This is a genomic window from Pseudoalteromonas sp. T1lg48 (assembly GCF_002964785.1).
In the GTDB taxonomy this organism is placed as follows: Bacteria; Pseudomonadota; Gammaproteobacteria; order Enterobacterales; family Alteromonadaceae; genus Pseudoalteromonas.
The window spans coordinates 791,552-809,352 of record NZ_PQCC01000018.1; the positions used below are offsets into that span (position 1 = coordinate 791,552).

General features: G+C 49.5%; 17 protein-coding genes. 5 read left to right on the plus strand and 12 right to left on the minus strand.

Translation table 11 applies throughout. The features are described 5' to 3' along the window. Positions 1–51: 51 nt before the first annotated feature. The 8 genes from C2M29_RS12850 to murJ all read right to left on the minus strand — a co-directional run bounded on the left by C2M29_RS12850 (position 52) and on the right by murJ (position 9,127). The gene (locus tag C2M29_RS12850; protein WP_105190142.1) at positions 52–756 is read right to left on the minus strand and encodes a LytR/AlgR family response regulator transcription factor; all 705 of its coding nucleotides are present in this window, start codon (positions 754–756) and stop codon (positions 52–54) included. After that, on the minus strand, positions 744–1,790 hold the full coding sequence (locus C2M29_RS16750; protein WP_233998425.1) for a sensor histidine kinase: 1,047 nt from the start codon (positions 1,788–1,790) through the stop codon (positions 744–746). Before C2M29_RS16750 ends, C2M29_RS12850 begins: the two co-directional genes overlap by 13 nt. A 16-nt stretch (positions 1,791–1,806) precedes the next feature. Beyond that, positions 1,807–2,736: a 4-hydroxy-3-methylbut-2-enyl diphosphate reductase gene (ispH, locus tag C2M29_RS12860; protein WP_105190143.1), complete on the minus strand. Its 930-nt coding sequence runs from the start codon at positions 2,734–2,736 to the stop codon at positions 1,807–1,809. Continuing rightward, positions 2,736–3,176 (minus strand): FKBP-type peptidyl-prolyl cis-trans isomerase, encoded by a 441-nt coding sequence (gene fkpB / locus C2M29_RS12865; RefSeq protein ID WP_105190144.1) that lies wholly within the window; start codon positions 3,174–3,176, stop codon positions 2,736–2,738. The genes ispH and fkpB overlap by 1 nt, the downstream gene beginning before the upstream one ends. Then, on the minus strand, positions 3,169–3,666 hold the full coding sequence (gene lspA / locus C2M29_RS12870; protein WP_442792557.1) for a signal peptidase II: 498 nt from the start codon (positions 3,664–3,666) through the stop codon (positions 3,169–3,171). Before lspA ends, fkpB begins: the two co-directional genes overlap by 8 nt. A gap of 20 nt (positions 3,667–3,686) precedes the next feature. After that, positions 3,687–6,509 carry an isoleucine--tRNA ligase gene (gene ileS, locus C2M29_RS12875; protein WP_105190146.1) on the minus strand — a complete coding sequence of 941 codons (2,823 nt, stop codon included), beginning with the start codon at positions 6,507–6,509 and terminating at the stop codon, positions 3,687–3,689. A 21-nt stretch (positions 6,510–6,530) separates the two neighbouring features. After that, entirely contained in the window at positions 6,531–7,484 is a 954-nt protein-coding gene (ribF, locus tag C2M29_RS12880) for a bifunctional riboflavin kinase/FAD synthetase (RefSeq protein ID WP_105190147.1), read from the minus strand. A gap of 62 nt (positions 7,485–7,546) precedes the next feature. Then, positions 7,547–9,127 carry a murein biosynthesis integral membrane protein MurJ gene (gene murJ, locus C2M29_RS12885; protein ID WP_105190148.1) on the minus strand — a complete coding sequence of 527 codons (1,581 nt, stop codon included), beginning with the start codon at positions 9,125–9,127 and terminating at the stop codon, positions 7,547–7,549. Positions 9,128–9,453: 326 nt separating this feature from the next. On the opposite strand from murJ, the gene rpsT reads away from it, so the two are divergent. Further along, entirely contained in the window at positions 9,454–9,714 is a 261-nt protein-coding gene (rpsT, locus tag C2M29_RS12890) for a 30S ribosomal protein S20 (protein ID WP_105190149.1), read from the plus strand. 74 nt (positions 9,715–9,788) lie between these two features. Here rpsT and C2M29_RS12895 read toward each other — a convergent pair whose 3' ends face one another. Next, the gene (locus C2M29_RS12895; protein ID WP_105190150.1) at positions 9,789–10,169 is read right to left on the minus strand and encodes a response regulator; all 381 of its coding nucleotides are present in this window, start codon (positions 10,167–10,169) and stop codon (positions 9,789–9,791) included. A gap of 613 nt (positions 10,170–10,782) precedes the next feature. On the opposite strand from C2M29_RS12895, the gene C2M29_RS12900 reads away from it, so the two are divergent. After that, positions 10,783–11,016: a hypothetical protein gene (locus C2M29_RS12900; RefSeq protein ID WP_105190151.1), complete on the plus strand. Its 234-nt coding sequence runs from the start codon at positions 10,783–10,785 to the stop codon at positions 11,014–11,016. 124 nt (positions 11,017–11,140) lie between these two features. Next, positions 11,141–11,734: a DNA endonuclease SmrA gene (gene smrA, locus C2M29_RS12905; RefSeq protein ID WP_105190152.1), complete on the plus strand. Its 594-nt coding sequence runs from the start codon at positions 11,141–11,143 to the stop codon at positions 11,732–11,734. A 309-nt stretch (positions 11,735–12,043) separates the two neighbouring features. Here smrA and C2M29_RS12910 read toward each other — a convergent pair whose 3' ends face one another. Next, positions 12,044–12,967: a 2-hydroxyacid dehydrogenase gene (locus C2M29_RS12910; protein WP_105190153.1), complete on the minus strand. Its 924-nt coding sequence runs from the start codon at positions 12,965–12,967 to the stop codon at positions 12,044–12,046. Between the two features lie 199 nt (positions 12,968–13,166). Here C2M29_RS12910 and C2M29_RS12915 point away from each other — a divergent pair, with 199 nt between their 5' ends. Next, positions 13,167–14,906, plus strand: coding sequence for a GNAT family N-acyltransferase (locus tag C2M29_RS12915; RefSeq protein ID WP_105190154.1), 1,740 nt, complete (start codon positions 13,167–13,169; stop codon positions 14,904–14,906). Positions 14,907–14,980: 74 nt separating this feature from the next. On the opposite strand, the gene dapE is transcribed toward C2M29_RS12915, so the two are convergent. Continuing rightward, entirely contained in the window at positions 14,981–16,156 is a 1,176-nt protein-coding gene (gene dapE / locus C2M29_RS12920; RefSeq protein ID WP_105190268.1) for a succinyl-diaminopimelate desuccinylase, read from the minus strand. A 220-nt stretch (positions 16,157–16,376) separates the two neighbouring features. On the opposite strand from dapE, the gene C2M29_RS12925 reads away from it, so the two are divergent. After that, a complete protein-coding gene (locus tag C2M29_RS12925; protein WP_105190155.1) occupies positions 16,377–17,039 on the plus strand; it encodes an OmpW/AlkL family protein in 663 nt (220 codons plus the stop codon). Between the two features lie 204 nt (positions 17,040–17,243). Here C2M29_RS12925 and C2M29_RS12930 read toward each other — a convergent pair whose 3' ends face one another. After that, on the minus strand, positions 17,244–17,777 hold the full coding sequence (locus C2M29_RS12930) for a thioesterase family protein (protein WP_105190156.1): 534 nt from the start codon (positions 17,775–17,777) through the stop codon (positions 17,244–17,246). Between the last annotated feature and the right edge of the window lie 24 nt (positions 17,778–17,801).

A 17,801-nucleotide genomic window follows, 5' to 3' on the forward strand; every position in this document is an offset into this window, starting at 1 on the left:
AGCTTGAGTAGCAGATAACAATGCAAGGGGAGAAACGTGGTTAACGATAGGTTAGTCGGCTAACGCTTCTTTCACCCGTGAAACTTCGCGACGACTGACACTCAATAGCTCTGGGCTCGACTTTAAACGTACCTGATATTGCTTGTCCTGCTGCACCACGGACTGAAGCTGCGCCTTGTTTACCAAGGTATTGCGGTGAATACGCAAAAACACTCGCGGGTACTGCTGTTCCAGCTCTTTCAGGCTGGTATCGAGTAACACCTGCTTATCACTGCAGATGGCTTGTGTGTACTTTCCATCGCTACAGCAATAAAGAATGTCAGACAGGTTTAGCTTTTTAGTCTGGTTCCCTACCTTATAGCTAATGCTCTGCTGTTGCTGCCCCCTTACCTGCGCCTTATTTAGCTGACTCAATTTATTCACCACTGTGTCAAGCTCTTGACGCTCCAGGGGTTTTAAAAGATACGCTGCAGGCATCACCTTAAAGGCATCAAGGGCATGTTGTGGGTGCGCGGTGACAAAAACGATGGCCGGAGGAATAGCCTGCGCGTTAATTTCTTGCGCTGCACTTAAGCCATTTTGCCCCGGCATTTCAACATCAATAAAGATCACATCGGGCTGCAATTGCGCCGCTAACTCAACAGCCTCATGGCCATTGTCGGCATAACCGATCACATCGATATGTTGGTGATCGGCCAAAAGACGATTAAGACGCTTTTGCGCCATAGGCTCATCATCGACGATCAAAACTTGCACTGTATTGACTCCACTGTAGGCACCACCAATTTAACGCGATAGCTGTCAGCCAGTCGACGAGCTCGCATGCTGGCCTGACCGGCATAAATGATACTAAGGCGCTTTTGAATATTATCCAGGGCTATGCCGTTGTGCGCGCGCGTTGTCGGCGTTGACTGCGCACTCAGGCTATTGCTAACAATAACAGTAGCACTTTGTTTAGTAATATGTACCTCAACATCGATCACCCCGCCTTTATCGCTGCTCTCAATACCGTGAACCACGGCGTTTTCCAACAGCGGCTGCAGCGTTAGGCAAGGTAAAACCACCTCGGGCATGCTACCAGGCAGATGCCAATTCACCTTGAGCCGCTCACCAAAGCGCCACTGCTCAAGTGCTATATAACGCTTAGCCAGCGCAATCTCTTGCGCCAAAGTACTTTGCTGACCGACCTGCATCGCCGCCCGAGATAAAGACGCCAACGCCAGTGCCGACTCCTCCGCGGCATCACTGTCTTCGTGGGCCAACTCGGCAAGGGTATTCAGGCTATTGAATAAAAAGTGCGGACGAATACGGGCTTGTAACGCATCAAGCTGGGCTCGCGCATAGGCCGAATGGGCCTTGGCATGCTCATTGTAAATAGCCATAAACTGCACAAACAAAGCCGCTACCAGCAGGCTAATGGCACTGCTTTTAAATACAAACCAATGGGAAAGCTGGGCGCCGAGCAGTTCGAGATAGCTGATATACAAGGTGATAGCCAGGGTGCTCAGCACCAGCGCAGCAACCACCGCAAGCGCTTGCACCGAATTGTTTAGGTCGGGTTTAACTCGACTCAAAATATAAAGCGCGGCAATGCTAATGGAGGTAATAAATTGAATGAGCAAACTGCTTTGGCCAAGCACCAACCAGAAGTTATCCGGTTGGTACTCGCTCAAGCTGATGATCAGCGCCAGCACCTGTGCCACGATCAGAGCACTAAGAATGCCGCGCGTTTGACACAAGGTGGTCAGTAAAGAATAGGAGTTAGACTGGGCTGATAACGACTGGCTCATTAATCACCCCACCTGATTATCTAAGCTCTGCGGGAACGGCAAATACAATATCTTCTTCACGTCCCGGGTTTTCCACCACCTGCTCTCCGCCTAGCGCCTTAAGGTGGTTTATAACCTCCTGCACCAACACTTCGGGAGCCGACGCGCCTGCGGTCACACCGACGCTATCAACACCTTGTAACCAGTTAGCATCAATGGAGCTGGCATCGTCGATCAAATAGGCTGCCGTGCCCATCTTACTGGCAAGTTCACGCAAGCGGTTGGAGTTGGAGCTGTTCTTAGCCCCTACGACCAAGAGTACATCAACCTTATCGGCCAAATCGCGTACCGCATCCTGACGGTTTTGTGTGGCGTAGCAGATATCGTCCTTACGCGGGCCATCGATATCCGGGAAGCGCTCACGCAATGCGTCTATCACATCGGCGGTATCGTCCACCGACAAGGTGGTTTGGCTGCAGTAAAACAGCTTGCTGGGGTCTTTAACCTGAAGCTTGGCCACGTCCTCTGGGGTTTCCACCAGGTAGATGCCACCCTCTGGGTTGTCGTATTGACCCATGGTGCCTTCCACCTCGGGGTGACCCTGGTGACCGATCAAAATACATTCGGTGCCACGGCGTGAAGCACGGGTTACTTCCATATGTACCTTAGTAACCAAGGGACAGGTGGCATCGAACACCTTCAAATCACGACGTTTGGCTTCCTGGCGCACCGCTTGCGACACCCCGTGAGCACTGAAAATCACGATACTGTCATCGGGTACCTGATCCAGCTCTTCAACAAACACGGCGCCACGGTCTTTAAGTCCATTAACCACGTATTTATTGTGAACCACTTCATGACGAACATAGATGGGCGCCTCGAAAATATCCAAGGCACGCTCGACTATGCTGATCGCCCGGTCAACCCCGGCACAAAATCCGCGTGGGTTGGCTAACATGATTTTCATCAGTTGCTGACCTCCAAGATTTCCACCTCAAACGTAAGCTTTTGACCCGCTAAAGGATGGTTGAAATCAATTGTCACCGATTCGCCCTGCACTTCACGCACCACACCAGGCAGTTCTGTGCCATCAGGCTGGGTAAAGGCGATAATCGCCCCCACTTGGGCCGGCGCTTCGGCACTGAACTTACTGCGTTCAACGTGATAAATATTGTCCGGGTTAGGATGGCCAAAGGCATCTTCTGGCTCTAGCTCAAAGCTTTTTTCCTCGCCGGCGCGCAGGCCAAGTAAACACTTCTCAAAGTTTTCCGTCAGGCTGCCATCACCCATTACCAGTTTAGCAGGCTTGTTGTGGACCTTGGTAGAATCGGCGGCCGAGCCGTCCGATAACTTAATCGAAAAGTGAAAAAGTACTTCAGAGTTAGCACCGATAATCGCTTCACTCATTGACCGACTCCTTTTTACTGCTTGATTTAAAGGCATCAATTAACAATAGCGCGGCACCAATACAGATGGCGCAATCGGCGATATTAAACTTGGGATAATGCCAGTTCTGATAGTACACATGAATAAAGTCAATCACATAGCCATAGACCATACGATCATAAAGATTACCCAAGGCACCGGCCAATACTAAGGCATAGGCACAGCCTAGCAATTTATTCGAGGCGGGTAGGCGTTTAAGCCACCAAATAAGCAACACCGAAATCGCCACTGCAATAGCGCTTAAAAACCAACGTTGCCAGCCACCGGCATCGCTTAAAAAGCTAAATGCGGCTCCTGGATTATGCACATAAGTAATATTGAAAACAGGCAGAATATCAATACTCTGCCCTACAGTCATGGTATTAATCACTAGGGTTTTGGTGGCCCAATCGGCCACCAAAAGCACCACCGTGAGTACCAACCAAATTAATCCATTTCGCTTAGCTGACACATTCACTCCTACAACTTAGATTAAGCAAATTGACGCGTTTCGCCATCGCCATCAACGTTGGTAACACAGCGGCCACACAGCTCAGGGTGCGCTTCAACGCTACCCACATCATCACAATAGTGCCAACAACGCTCACATTTTTGTGCATTCGTGGCAGCCACGAATACGGCCAAGCCTGTCAGTTCAGACTCTGCAACGTCGGCCGGCTTATCGCCGTGGGCAAGCACGGATACTTTTGAGGTCAGCAGCACAAAACGCAGCTCATCAGACAAGGCATCCAGTGTCGTTTTAAGCTCATCATTGGCATACAAAGTTACCTCTGCTTGCAGGGTAGCACCGATAATGTCTTCCTTACGCGCATTTTCCAGGACGCGGTTAACCGCATCACGGACGTTCAACACGGTTTGCCATTGTTCATCTGAGAACTTGCCGGCAATCGATGTTAAACCTTCGTACCAGGTTCCTGTGAATACAAACTCGCTGCGCTCACCCGGCAGTACCTGCCAGATTTCTTGAGCGGTGAAGCTCAAAATTGGCGCCATCCAACGAGTCATGGCTTCGGCAATATGGTACAGGGCGCTTTGACATGAACGACGGGCGTGCGAGTCAGTCTTGGCTGTGTACTGACGGTCTTTAATTACGTCCAGGTAGAAAGAACCCAGCTCGCCGGTACAGAAGTTCATTAGCTTTTGCGTAACCACAAGCAATTGATACTCGTCATAGGCCTTAACAATTTCTTCTTGAAGCTGCGCCGCGCGAGAAACGATCCAACGATCCAGCTCAACCATGTCTGCTACTTCAACCAGGTCGGTGCTTGGGTTAAAGCCATTTAGGTTAGCCAACAGGTAACGGCTGGTATTACGGATACGACGGTAACGATCCGCAGCACGTTTGAAGATCTCATCCGATACCGTCATCTCTGCGGTAAAGTCGGTCGACGCCACCCATAAACGCAGAATATCGGCGCCCATTTTATTCATCACGTCTTGTGGTGAAATAACGTTACCCAAAGACTTAGACATCTTACGGCCGTTTTCATCCACGGTGAAGCCATGGGTCATCACCTGGCGGTATGGCGCGCGGCCATGAATGGCAACACTGGTCATCAACGATGACATAAACCAACCACGGTGCTGATCCGAACCCTCAAGGTATAAATCGGCCGGTGAGCTCAGCTCGTCGCGGGCATCGAGTACACAGGCATGCGTAACACCCGAGTCGAACCATACGTCCAGAGTATCCTGGACTTTTACGTAACGCTCGGCATCCGCCCCCAGCAGAGTTTCCGGCTCAAGGTCATACCATGCCTGAATGCCGCCTTTCTCTACCAATTGCGCCGCTTTTTCGATTAGTTCGCTGGTATTCGGGTGTAAATCACCCGTGTCTTTATCAACAAATAAGGCAATCGGCACACCCCAGGTACGCTGACGCGAGATACACCAGTCCGGGCGACCTTCAACCATGTTTTCGATACGGCTTTCACCCCAGCTTGGCAACCACTCTGTCTTCTTGATTTCAGCCAGTGAATCCTGGCGCAAGCCCGCTTTATCCATGGCAATAAACCACTGCGGCGTAGCACGGAAGATAATAGGCGTTTTATGGCGCCAACAATGTGGGTAGCTGTGCTGCAGCGCATGGTGATGCAACAAGGCACCTTTTTCTTGCAGCAGTTCAATTACATTCGGATTCGCTTTAAATACGTGCTGACCGGCGAAAATAGGTGTATCCGGAAGGTACACACCGTTAGCACCAACCGGGTTAGCCACTTCAAGGCCATAGGCAAGACCTGCCGCATAGTCTTCTTGACCATGGCCCGGCGCGGTATGAACGATACCTGTACCCGAGTCCGTAGTAACGTGGTCGCCAAGAATAACCGGTACATTGAATTCTAAGAATGGGTGCGCTGCTTGCAGGTTTTCAAGGGCAGAACCTTTGGCATAACCAAGCGTGTGGAAATGCTTAAAGCCAAAACGGTCCATACAATCTTTAACCAGTTCAGAGCCAAGCACTAAACGCTGCTGCTGACCTTCGTCTTCAACTTGAACTAACGCATATTCTAAGTTGGCATGCACGGCCACGGCACGGTTGGCAGGCAAGGTCCAAGGCGTTGTGGTCCAAATCGCTGTGGCGATGCTGCCCGTCCCCTTGTGCTCTGCGCTCAAAGCAAATGCCGCTTCAACGGCCTGTTCGTCGGCGAACACAAATTTCACATCGATGGCTGGCGACTGCTTGTCCTGGTATTCAACCTCGGCTTCGGCCAGTGCCGAACCACAATCCGTACACCAGTGAACCGGCTTAGCACCCTTATGCAGGTGGCCCTTGTCGATAATACGACCTAAGGTACGGATGGCATTGGCTTCAAAATCGAAGTTCATGGTCAGATAAGGATTGTCCCACTCACCGAATACGCCCAGGCGTTTAAAGTCGGCTTTTTGGCCTTCCACTTGCTTGGCTGCGTAGTCGCGACATTTTTGTCTAAATTCTGCGGCCGTTACCTTGTGACCCGGCTTGCCTACCTTTTTCTCTACCATCAACTCGATTGGCAGACCGTGGCAGTCCCAGCCCGGAACATAAGGGGCATCGAAATCCGACAGGGTTTTCGATTTGATAATCACGTCTTTTAGGATTTTGTTTACTGAGTGACCTAGGTGAATGTTGCCATTGGCATAAGGAGGTCCATCATGCAAGATGAAAGACTTCTTACCTTTTTTTGCGGCGCGAATTTGTCCGTACAAGTCTTGCTCGTACCATTGCTTTAACATTTGCGGTTCGCGTTGGGCCAGGTTGCCACGCATTGGAAACTCGGTTTCCGGTAAGTTTAAGGTGTGTTTATAGTCGCTCATTAATCCTACTTTCCGTATCGGCTACAGACTGCCGCTGCGCTCAGCGGTGGTCGCTAAAGTAAAAAACTGCTTTGCCGCGATGGCGTCGTGCTTAATTTGCTGCACCAGCTCATCGAAGCCATTAAATTTTTGTTCGTCGCGAAGCTTATGTTTGAGCTTCACTTCTATAAATTGTCCATATATCGACTGGTCAAAGTCGAACAAGTGTACTTCCAACAGCGCCCGGGTACCATTAAATGTAGGTTTATTGCCCACATTCGCTACCCCGTTGTAAGTGCGTCCGGCGATTACCGCTTGCACCGCAAATACGCCACTAAGAGGGCATACCTGGCGTTTAAGTGCCACATTTGCGGTTGGGAAACCCAACTCACGGCCCTTCTTCCAGCCATGGATCACTCGGCCACTGATGGCATAGTCATGACCCAGCATGGTTTTAGCCAGTTGCAAATCCCCCGCTTTTAAAGCGGTACGAATAGCGGTGCTGCTCACTCGGGCATTGGCTTTCTTAAAGCTTTCTGTGCTTTTGACCGCCATGCCGGCGCCCTTACCTAACTCTTGTAGCAAAGAAAAATCACCTTCTCTGCCACGACCAAAACGAAAATCATCGCCAACGGTCAAGGCCTTAACGCCCAGCTTATCGATCAGCACCTGCTGCACAAAGTCGGCGGCGGCTAGATTAGCAAACTTGCGGTTAAAGCTGACACAGATAACCCGCTCGACGCCAAGCCTGGCGAGTAAGGCTAGCTTATCGCGTAAACGAGTTAACCGCGCCGGCGCCTGCTCTTTACAAAAGAACTCCTGTGGCTGCGGCTCAAAGATCATCACGGTACTAGGTAGGTTAAACGCCTTGGCGTCACCTAATAGCCCCTTGATCACCTCAACATGACCCAGGTGCACCCCATCGAAGTTACCTATGGTGAGTACACAGCCATGATGTTGGTCGCGTATATTGTGGATTCCGCGTATAAGCTCCATCGCTCAAATGCCTTGTCTTTGCGCACTACTGCTGACGAAAGTGCTCGATTATAATCTTTTTTTTAATGCGATTCAGTAGTTGCCACATTTTTTATCGTACTTGGGCGTACTCCGAAAATAAAAAGCATGCCAAAGTAAGTGATTGCGGCCGCTCCGATCAAGCCAGCCAACAACATAACTTGCTCAAACAACGGCCAGTGCTGCCAAGCAAACTGGGCCTGCACGAGGTAAACCAAAATACCCATTCCCGCACTGGCCGTTACGCACTTGGCGCTAAATGCCACACTGAAGCGGGAAAAGTGATACACCCCATCCTTGGCCAACTGACGATAAAGCAACAAGGCATTGCAGGTAGCCGACAGCGCCGTGGCCAAGGCCAACCCCAAATAACCGATAAAGGGTGCCAGCATAAGGTTAAAAACCATATTCAGAGCCATGGCAATTATACCTATGCGCACCGGAGTACGGGTATCCTGACGAGCATAAAAGCCAGGCGCCAGCACCTTAATTAACATAAAGCTGACCAAACCTACCGCATAGGCGGCAACACCCAAAGCCACCGCTTTTACATGGTCTTCACCGGCGCTGGCAAAGGCACCGTGATCGAATAACACGGTAATGATCAACGGGCTGATCAGCATCAGTCCGACCATGGCCGGTAACCCGAGGAAAATTACAAAGCGCACGCCCCAATCTAGGGTGACCTGAAAGTCTGAGCCCTTATCACCGGCGTGCAATTTCGACAGGGTCGGCAAAATTACGGTAGCAATACCGATACCGAACAGCCCAAGAGGAAATTCAATTAAGCGATCGGCATAGTAAAGCCAAGCAATGGAGCCGGTCACCAGGAAAGATGCGATCACTGTATCTAGAAACAGGTTTATTTGCGATACCGACACCCCAAACAGCGCCGGGATCATTAGGGTGCGAACCTTCTTTACCCCTTCATCCTGCCAGCCCCAGCGAGGCCTGACCAACATTTTGGCGCGATACAAGAAGGGAATTTGAAACGCCAACTGCACCACGCCGCCGACAAACACGCCAATGGCCAGCGCATAGGCACCAACTTCAAAATGCTGGTGCAGGAAAATAGCGCAGCCGATAATGGCCACATTGAGCAGCACCGGGGTAAAGGCCGCCACCGCAAAGCGATTATAAACATTAAGAATGGCGCCACTGAGAGCCACCAAGGAAACGAAGAATAAATAGGGGAAGGTCCACTTTAGCAAACTTGCGGCCAGAAGGAACTTTTCCCCATCGGCACCACCTTGGTACCAATCAACAAACCAGCCCGCGCCAAACAGCGCCGCAATAATGGGTGAGCCTATAACCCCAAGTAAGGTGACGATAATTAAAATAGTGCCCAAGGTACCGGCGGCGCGGGCAACAAAAAGCCGTACCGCGTCATCACCCTGTTGCTCTTTAATCTCGCTTAATACCGGCACAAAGGCCTGAGCAAAGGCGCCTTCGGCAAATAATCGACGTAAAAAATTGGGAATACGATTGGCGAATAAAAACACGTCGGCACTGGCATTGGCCCCCAGCAGGTTGGCAACCACCGCATCGCGTACTAATCCTAACACCCGCGAAATCATTGTCATGGCGCTGACAATCATACCTGAACGAAATAAGCTGTTAGCCACACATCCTCTCTTGGGCCGACATTAATTGCGGCATTATGCCAATAAAAGCCGAGCGAATACAGCGCTGGTCGCCGCTCATTTGCTTTGCTATAATCCGCCGCGGTCACAGGCCATTAACTGCAACAACCGACCAAATTTTATTGGGTATAAGGTGTGCTAACCCGCTAAAGCACCTTATATATGTGTCTCCCGGTAGGCATTGGCGATTCGTTACTCCTGCAGTTGGCTGTGCCACGTGAGTAAATTTGATTGACAAATTTAAAAAAAACGGGCATAGTCCACGGCCTTTAAATATAAGCTTTATTTAAGATTGTTAGGAGCAAACCTTGGCTAACATCAAGTCTGCAAAGAAACGCGCTGTAACCAGCGAAAAACGCCGTCAGCACAACGCAAGCCGTCGTTCAATGATGCGTACATACACTAAAAAAGTAATTGCTGCCATCCAAGCCGGTGACAAAGAAGCTGCACAAGCGGCTTTCGCAGTAGCTACACCAATTTTAGATCGTTACGCAACTAAGGGTCTAATCCACAAAAACAAGGCAGCTCGCCATAAGAGCCGTCTTGCTGCTAAGATCAAAGCGCTATAATTTAGTTCTTAATCTAGCAAAAAACCGGCCTAGGCCGGTTTTTTTTATGTCTGAATTTTGTTGTTGCTGTACGTTTATGCGAATTCGATAGAGGGATAAAACTTTTTCAGCATTGCCGCAATCTTCTTTGGTGAAAAGGGTTTCACCACAAAGCCTTTAGCTCCCTTGTCTATGGCATCCTTTACATTATCTATGGTTGAATGGGCGCTGACCATCACCACTTTAGCGTCGGGCAACACGGCGTTGATCTCGGCGATCATCGCCTTACCGTCGCCATCAGGCAATTCAATATCCAAAAACACAATCTGGTAATTTTTTTGCGCACAGGCCGACATACACTGCGCCGCATTCGCCGCTTCGTCGACATCGTCTATCCCTAAGTGCATCAAGGTCTGGTTTAAAAAACTCCGTACCGTGCCAACATCATCCACGATTAAAATTGCTATATCATCCATTGAAACTTCCTAACTTATCCTACTGAATGGGGCATTCTAAGAACTAACTTACATGACCACGCTACACTAAAAACCGCCATCATTATAGTGGCATGCGGCGGTTAGGCCAAGCATCCGCGAAGGCTCACCGAGCGACTTGTTATCATACTCAGTAAATGGCTTGACCGAGACTCTAGCCAGGGGCTGCTGACGGAGCGCTTAATAACCTTAATAAACATTAAGCAAACTTATGTTTATTTCATCTACTCTGCTTTAGGATCGCCCCTTTGATGGTCATAAAATAAGATGGAACAGTACCCGATTTAACGTTCATCCTGCATCGTTATCAATTTCCCTGGTACTGTAAATTACGCTGAATGCCTCCTTAACAACTGATTTAAGGCCTTTTACTCATAGAAAGTCGCCATTTCACAGGTTTTAACTAGTTTCAAGGTAGGGATTGCCCCCCTTACTATCACATTTAAACCTGGGTTTATTTTCACTGCGAGTGAATTATTTTTCAGATTAATAAAACTTATCCGAAAATGATATTTTTTTTAGTTTGTTTACGCTTATATTGACTCGCATAATAGCGCTCCTTTTTTAGCCTTATTACACTTTGGAGTCGAGCACGTTGGACGTCAACCTTGGAATTCAAATCATACTTGGAGCACTGGCCATTGGCGCGTTCTTTATCAGTCATGGCACCCTGTTGCGTATCGCCGCCAGCATTGCCATTGGTTTGTTGTTTTTTGTTCATGCTCAACAACTGGTTACGCCAAACGGCCTAACCAACATAACCCTAGTGTTAATTAATACCTTTTATTTATTTAAGGTGTACACCAGCCGCGTTGGCCGTATGTACTAAAGCAGCGGCAATCAGCCTGCATAAAAATGACGCACTCGGTACCACAGCTTAAAAATGCTGTGGTACAGCCGTAAAAAAATAAGCTAACATAAAGCCTAGCAGTACTACATCTGGCGAGGCGATTATGAGTTCTTCATCTCAAGCACACGACAGCGACTTGTTTGCTGAATTTATGGGTGACGTCACACCGATGGCAAAACCCGACACCGTCAGTCACTTCAAACGCTCATCACAGCCTACGCTTGCTCAGCAAGAAAAACGCCGAGCTGCGGAGCAAGCAATCCAACTCGATGACAACCTATTAGCAAGTGAACACGTCGAATTACTCGACCCCCATGATTTTTTAGCCTTTAAAAAATCCGGTGTGCAAGAAGGCGTCTTTAAAAACCTACGACTCGGTAAATATGACGTGGATGCGACCCTGGACTTACATGGGCAAACCCTGGTTCAGGCACGCAAGACCATGTACGAAACCATCACAGATTGCCACGAGCGTAACATCCGCGTGTTACTGATCCGTCATGGTATCGGCGAAAAAAGCCAGCCCCATAAAGGCCTTTTGAAAAGTTATGTTAACCATTGGTTACAACAACTCGATTGCGTTCTGGCTTTCCATAGTGCCTTAAAGTGTCACGGCGGACTTGGCTCGACTTATGCGTTATTAAAGAAAAGTGCGCAGAAAAAACTGGAAAACAGAGAGCTGCACGCCAAGCGCTAAGCCTCTAATTAAGACAAAAAAAAGCCGAGCTCGGCTCGGCGTTTTTATGCATTGGAATGGTAGTACTGCTGCCTTACAGAGGCATGGCGTTAGCTTGATTAAACCAGGCCGCTAATCCCAGAAAAGCAACCCAGATCAGCACATAGCTAAACTTAGCTCCACCTTGATTGTGTTTCATGACGCTTCCCACTTGACTCAGCCTGTAGGCGGCTAAGGTTATTATTCTTTTTTTTACACCAAGTATGTAACGGCAGACACTATAAGCAAGCGGCCAAAAATTAACAAGCTGTTTACTTAGCCAGTAGTAATTTAGTATTGCCTCTGCCTGTCTATGCAATGGAGCAAAGGCTCGCCCTGTTGCAGTCGCTGATAATTGGCGACAACCTGATTAACCACAGTATCTATCCTGCTTAGAGCACTACAATGTGGGGTGATGATCAGGTTAGGCGCCTGCCACAATGGGTGTGTGGGGGGCAGCGGCTCTTGATTAAATACATCAAGAGATGCACCCGCTATGCGCTGCTCTTGTAACGCCGCGAGTAAATCCTCTTCCACCATATGAGCACCCCGCCCTACATTAATCACCACCGCATGTTCGGGCAATTTGGCCAACAACTCGGCATTGATGATCCCCTGTGTGTGCTGGGTTAAGGGTAGAATACACACCAAATAGTCGCTTTGTGCCAACAGGGTATCCAGTCCCTGATCACCATGAAAATGCTGTACGTCACCGGCGTTGGCTTTTGCGCTGTTGGAATAGGCCATCACCGTAAAGCCGTTATCGCTCAGGCGCCGGGCGATGGCTTGCCCTAATTGACCAAACCCAAGTAAACCCACCTTGTTATGGCTATGAACCCGCTTGGGTCGCCACTCTTGCTGCGCTTGTTGGCGCATATAGCGGGGCATATTGGTTTTATGCAATAACACCTGGGTTAACACATACTCGGCCATATCGGTTGCCAGTTCCGGGTCGACAATTCGACTGACCGGCAATTGGCCGGGGATCGCCGCCAAATTCAGGCCATCGACTCCGGCGCCAAAGGACATCACCGCACGCACATTCGGTAACTGCGACCATAGTTGCTCCGGAACCTGCCAACCTAATACCATGTCTATGCTGTCAGCATCTCGGATATCGGGCCACACCTGCACCTTGTCGGCACCCAGTTGCGCCACCAACTGCGCCTCTAAACGCTCTGTATTACGATTAGGTATGGCTATCAATAAGCCCATAACGTGCTCCCGAACAATAAAAAGAGCAGTATCACATAGCTTGCTTCTTGGATCACTAGGCTCTGAAACCCTTTGTAATTTATTCCTTCTACCATTTTTGACTATCACATGAGTAGTCTTAAAACTGTCACCAATTTTACACCTTAGTGTCATGGTCGATTTTTAATCTAGCTATTATTTCGCTGCCAAAGGGCACAATATGATCAGCATTGATAAGGTCGTAGAAGATAACCTACCGAGTTTAGCAAACTCTCCCAAGGTCAAAGGGCTGGTTAAAAAAGGCCTGGGTTATCTGTTACATGAGCAAGAGTTTGTTGCTTTTGGTGATAATTACCCACACTTACAAGGCCTGGAGTTTATCGAGCAAGTTTTAGAAGAGCTTGATTTCAGTGCCCGCTTTAACTCGGCGCAGCTGGACAATATTCCCAGTGAAGGACGACTGGTGATCGTCGCAAACCACCCTATCGGCTCGCTTGATGCCCTGGCATTGATCAGCGTGTTGGCGCGAGTCCGCCCGGATATCAAGGTGGTTGCCAACCGTTTGCTTATGAGCGTCACGCCCATGCACTCTTTATTATTGCCGGTGGACAATATGTCCGGCAACAGCCGCAAAAAAGAGTTAGGCGCCATTCATCAACACCTTAAAGATGAAGGGGCACTGCTGATTTTCCCCGCCGGGGAGGTGTCGCGCCTGCGTCCAACCGGCGTTAAAGACTGCACCTGGAACCACGGCTTTTTGCGCATCGCCAAAAAAGCCAGCGCTCCCATACTGCCGATTTTGGTTAAGGCCAAAAACAGTCCGCTGTTTTACGGCACCTCGATGATCTACAAGCCGCTCGCCAGCCTCTTGTTGGTTAAAGAGATGTTTAAGCAAAGACAAAAGTCGCTGGAATTTGAAATTGGCGCCGCCATCGTGCCCAAGTCCTACCTGCTTGATAACCTCAATGATAAAGAGATCAGCCGCCTTATTCGCAAGCAGCTTTATCGCCTCGGCACGAAGAAGCCGGAGCTGCTGAAAACCCAAACCCCCATCGCCCATGCCGAGTGCCGCAAAGCCTTGGTATCGGCCCTTAACGAGTGCGAGCGTTTAGGTGAAACCCAGGACGGCATGCATATTTACCTGTATCAGTATCAAGGCAGCTCGGCGCTGTTTCGCGAGCTTGGCCGCCTGCGGGAAATCGCCTTTCGTGCCGTGGGCGAAGGCAGTGGTAAACGCCGCGATATAGACAAATATGATATGGACTATCATCACCTCTTGCTCTGGGATCCAAAGCAGCTGGAGTTAGTAGGCGCTTACAGACTGGCCTGCGCGGACGAAATCATCGCCAAGCAAGGACGCCAGGGCCTGTACACGGACAGCCTGTTTTATTATGAGCCGGGCATGGAGGAGTATTTCCAGCAAGGCATCGAATTAGGACGCAGCTTTGTACAGCCCAAATACTGGGGTCGAAAGAGCCTGGACTATTTATGGTTTGGCATCGGCGCTTTCGTGAGCCGCTACCCCAAGTATCGCTACTTATTCGGTGCTGTCAGTCTCTCTAATGCCCTACCGGAAAATGCCAAGGAGTTGCTGGTGTATCATTATCAGCACTACTATGGACAAAAGCAGCAACTGGCCACGCCAAAGCATGAGTTTAAACACCATGACGATAGCCTGGCTCAGGCGCACAGCGTGTTCTGTGGCGACGATGTCAAAGCAGACTTTACCGAATTAAAGCATATCCTCGCCAATATGGGCGCCCAAGTACCCACCCTATTCAAGCAATACACTGAACTTTGCCAAGAGGATGGGGTCTCCTTTTTAAGCTTTAGTGTCGATCCCGACTTTAATAACTGTATCGATGGCCTGGTCTTGGTCGATATGGCCAAACTAAAAGAGAAAAAGGCACAGCGTTATCTAACCAATGACACCCTGATCGCCCGTACTAAGGCGCAGTAATACATAGCATTCCCCCAACCACAAAAAAGCCGGTGTCTGCACCGGCTTTTTCATTTATCAAATTCAGCAACTATCTAAGCGCGAACAAAAATCTGCTTCAGCGTCTGGGCATAAATATCGGTAATAGTATTCAGATCCGCCACTGCAACCCGTTCATTATCCTGGTGAATGGTGTGGTTGCGCACGCCACACTCCACCACCTGGGTATGCTCATTAGCAAAAAAGCGGCCGTCCGAGGTGCCGCCGCTGGTACTGAGCTTAGGGTAGCTATGGGTACAGACATATATGGCGCTCTCCAGTACCGCGATAAGGTCAATGTCCCCACCGCCGGCGGTGTAATAGGGCTCACAAGGACGCTCCCAGCTGATCTCTATCTCGTTAAGCCAAGGCGCTAAGACCTGATCAACCATCGCCTGCACATCATTGCTGCGATAACCATGGCTGTAGCGTACATTGAAAGTCAACTGGCACTGGGCCGGAACCAGGTTATCCAGGCTGTTAGGCACATGCAGGCCGGTCACCTGGAGAGTGGTTTTCGAGCCTTCGATGTCCTTCTGCCAGTCAATTTTTTGCAGCGCGACCGCCAACTGGGCGCCGATATGGGCGGCGTTTACCGTGTGTTCCGGGTAGGCAACATGTCCAGCGCGGCCCTTCACGCTAATACGCGCCGACAAGGCGCCACGACGGCCATTTTTGATGGTATCACCGGCATATAGATCGGCGGTGGGCTCACCGACTAAGCAGGCATCTAAACGCACACCCTGAGCTGCCAAATGTTTGGCTATTTCGGCACTGCCGTATTCGGCCTCTCCCTCTTCATCCGAGGTGATCAGCCAATAAAACAGCCCCTGGGTCGGCTTAGTTGCCAACAGGCGGTCGGTGGCCGCCAGCATGGCCGCAACTCCACCTTTCATATCGGCTGCTCCACGACCATAGATTTCGCCATCAATAATCTCGCCGGCAAAAGGGTCGCAACGCCAACGTTCGGCGGCAGCGGGCACCACATCGATATGGCCGCAAAACGCGAAAGCCGCACCTGGGCCGAATTCGTATTTGGCTATCAAGTTGGTCACCCCCTGACAGGCTAAGGTTTCACAACTAAAACCCCGCTGCATTAATTGCTCACTCAGCCAGGCGATGGCGCCGGCCTCATTGGGAGTCACCGAGGGAAAGCGAATAAGCTGTTGCAGGTACACAACCTCGTCTGCAAGTTTAGGTGCGTTTGCCGCTAGGCGGACAGCGTTCGACATAAAATGCTCCATTACATGGCGTTAAAACCATTACAGCGCCTTTTTATGACAGCCTTATGTCGCTCGCAATCGACGTAAAGTTTAATCTAAATCAAAGATCCACCCAGGTGGCGGATAAACCCGGACGAAATCTTGATCTAGAACAGTTTTTATTTTCTCCCAGCCCCGATAATGGCGCCATCAGCACAACAAATTCGAAATTTCTACTAGGAAGATGAAGATGAAAAAAACACTTAGCGCAGCCTTAGTTGGTCTTTTACTTGGTACCTCTTCTCTTGCTCACGCAAACTTGAGCAACCTGAGCATTAATGTGGGTGCCATTAATGTAAATCCGGACAGCGAAGTGTCTAAACTCGACCAAGACCCAACGCTAGGCCTAAACGTTGATGACGATACGCAGTTAGGTATTACCATCGACTACGCATTAAACGACAACTGGGTGTTAGAGTTAATCGCGGCGACACCATTTAGCCACGATGTGGACGGCCGTGCCGGACTTAAAGGTGCATCAATCGGTGAAGTTAAACACCTACCACCGACACTGCTTGGTCAGTATCACTTTGGTCAGGCTGGCGATAAGTTCCGCCCATTCGTAGGCGCCGGTATTAACTACACCATCTTCTTCGACGAAGAAGCCGGCCAAGATCTTAAAACCGTATTGGGTACCAACGACGTAGATGTAGAGCTAGATGACTCGCTGGGTCTAGCCGCTCAGGTAGGTTTTAACTACGCGCTGGACAAAAACTGGGGTCTACACGGCATGGTCAGCTATATGGATATCGATAGCGACGCCAGCGTGTACGCCAATGGCGTTAAAGCCCTCACCGTCGACATTAAAATCGACCCTGTCGTTGCCATGTTCGGTGTACGTTACAGCTTCTAAATACCAATTCTGTTAAGTATGTGAACAGATATAGCGCTGGATAAATGATGTGATAACAAGACGGAGTTTTTCTTATGTAGTTATTCTACATAGAAAAATTCCAACGCAGTGAGCACGATATTTAGCCTGCTAGAATGATTAGCTATTTAAGTGAATTGGTATAACCAAGCCCACACTTGCTAATGTAAGCGAAAGCAAAAGCGACTAACCTTGATTAGTCGCTTTTTTTTGTTCCAACATGGCTTTCCAATGCACTATCTCCGGCGGCAAAATTGGCATTTCGCCACTGTAACCACTCAGTGCCACAATCTCTTCAACATCCACCACCCCTTTGCGGCTGCGAAACACGCCGCGCACATAGGCAATAGCGTGCAGGCCTTTCTCTGATGTAAATTTTTGTTCGATATAGAAGTACTTATGATCCCACCCAACTAAACGCGTGGACACGGTGAAGGTTTGCCAGGGCTTGATATCACGAATATAGGTGATGGCGGTGGCGTTCACTATGGGGAACCAGCGGCGTTTCATTACCGCACCAAGTAGGCCCAAACGCTCGGTCATCCAGGTCCGAGCAATATCCATCAGCGCCAAATAACGGGAATTGGTCAAATGCAGATTAATATCGCAATCAAGGGGCCAGGCACGAAAGTCAATATCCACGCTTTCTAATAAGGACTGGCGCGCCTTGTTGCGCTTAATCTTAAAAAACAGCCACAACAGCCGAAAATATAAGTTCAATGTGTACTCCTAGGGATCACTTAA

What these genes read in the sequence shown, in the direction of transcription:
- ileS (WP_105190146.1), bottom strand. Translation starts at nt 6,509, where the DNA reads ATGAGCGACTATAAACACACCTTAAACTTACCGGAAACCGAGTTTCCA.
- fkpB (WP_105190144.1), bottom strand. Translation starts at nt 3,176, where the DNA reads ATGAGTGAAGCGATTATCGGTGCTAACTCTGAAGTACTTTTTCACTTT.
- ribF (WP_105190147.1), bottom strand. Translation starts at nt 7,484, where the DNA reads ATGGAGCTTATACGCGGAATCCACAATATACGCGACCAACATCATGGC.
- C2M29_RS16750 (WP_233998425.1), bottom strand. Translation starts at nt 1,790, where the DNA reads ATGAGCCAGTCGTTATCAGCCCAGTCTAACTCCTATTCTTTACTGACC.
- dapE (WP_105190268.1), bottom strand. Translation starts at nt 16,156, where the DNA reads ATGTCGAACGCTGTCCGCCTAGCGGCAAACGCACCTAAACTTGCAGAC.
- smrA (WP_105190152.1), top strand. Translation starts at nt 11,141, where the DNA reads ATGAGTTCTTCATCTCAAGCACACGACAGCGACTTGTTTGCTGAATTT.
- C2M29_RS12910 (WP_105190153.1), bottom strand. Translation starts at nt 12,967, where the DNA reads ATGGGCTTATTGATAGCCATACCTAATCGTAATACAGAGCGTTTAGAG.
- C2M29_RS12915 (WP_105190154.1), top strand. Translation starts at nt 13,167, where the DNA reads ATGATCAGCATTGATAAGGTCGTAGAAGATAACCTACCGAGTTTAGCA.
- ispH (WP_105190143.1), bottom strand. Translation starts at nt 2,736, where the DNA reads ATGAAAATCATGTTAGCCAACCCACGCGGATTTTGTGCCGGGGTTGAC.
- C2M29_RS12895 (WP_105190150.1), bottom strand. Translation starts at nt 10,169, where the DNA reads ATGGATGATATAGCAATTTTAATCGTGGATGATGTTGGCACGGTACGG.
- C2M29_RS12925 (WP_105190155.1), top strand. Translation starts at nt 16,377, where the DNA reads ATGAAAAAAACACTTAGCGCAGCCTTAGTTGGTCTTTTACTTGGTACC.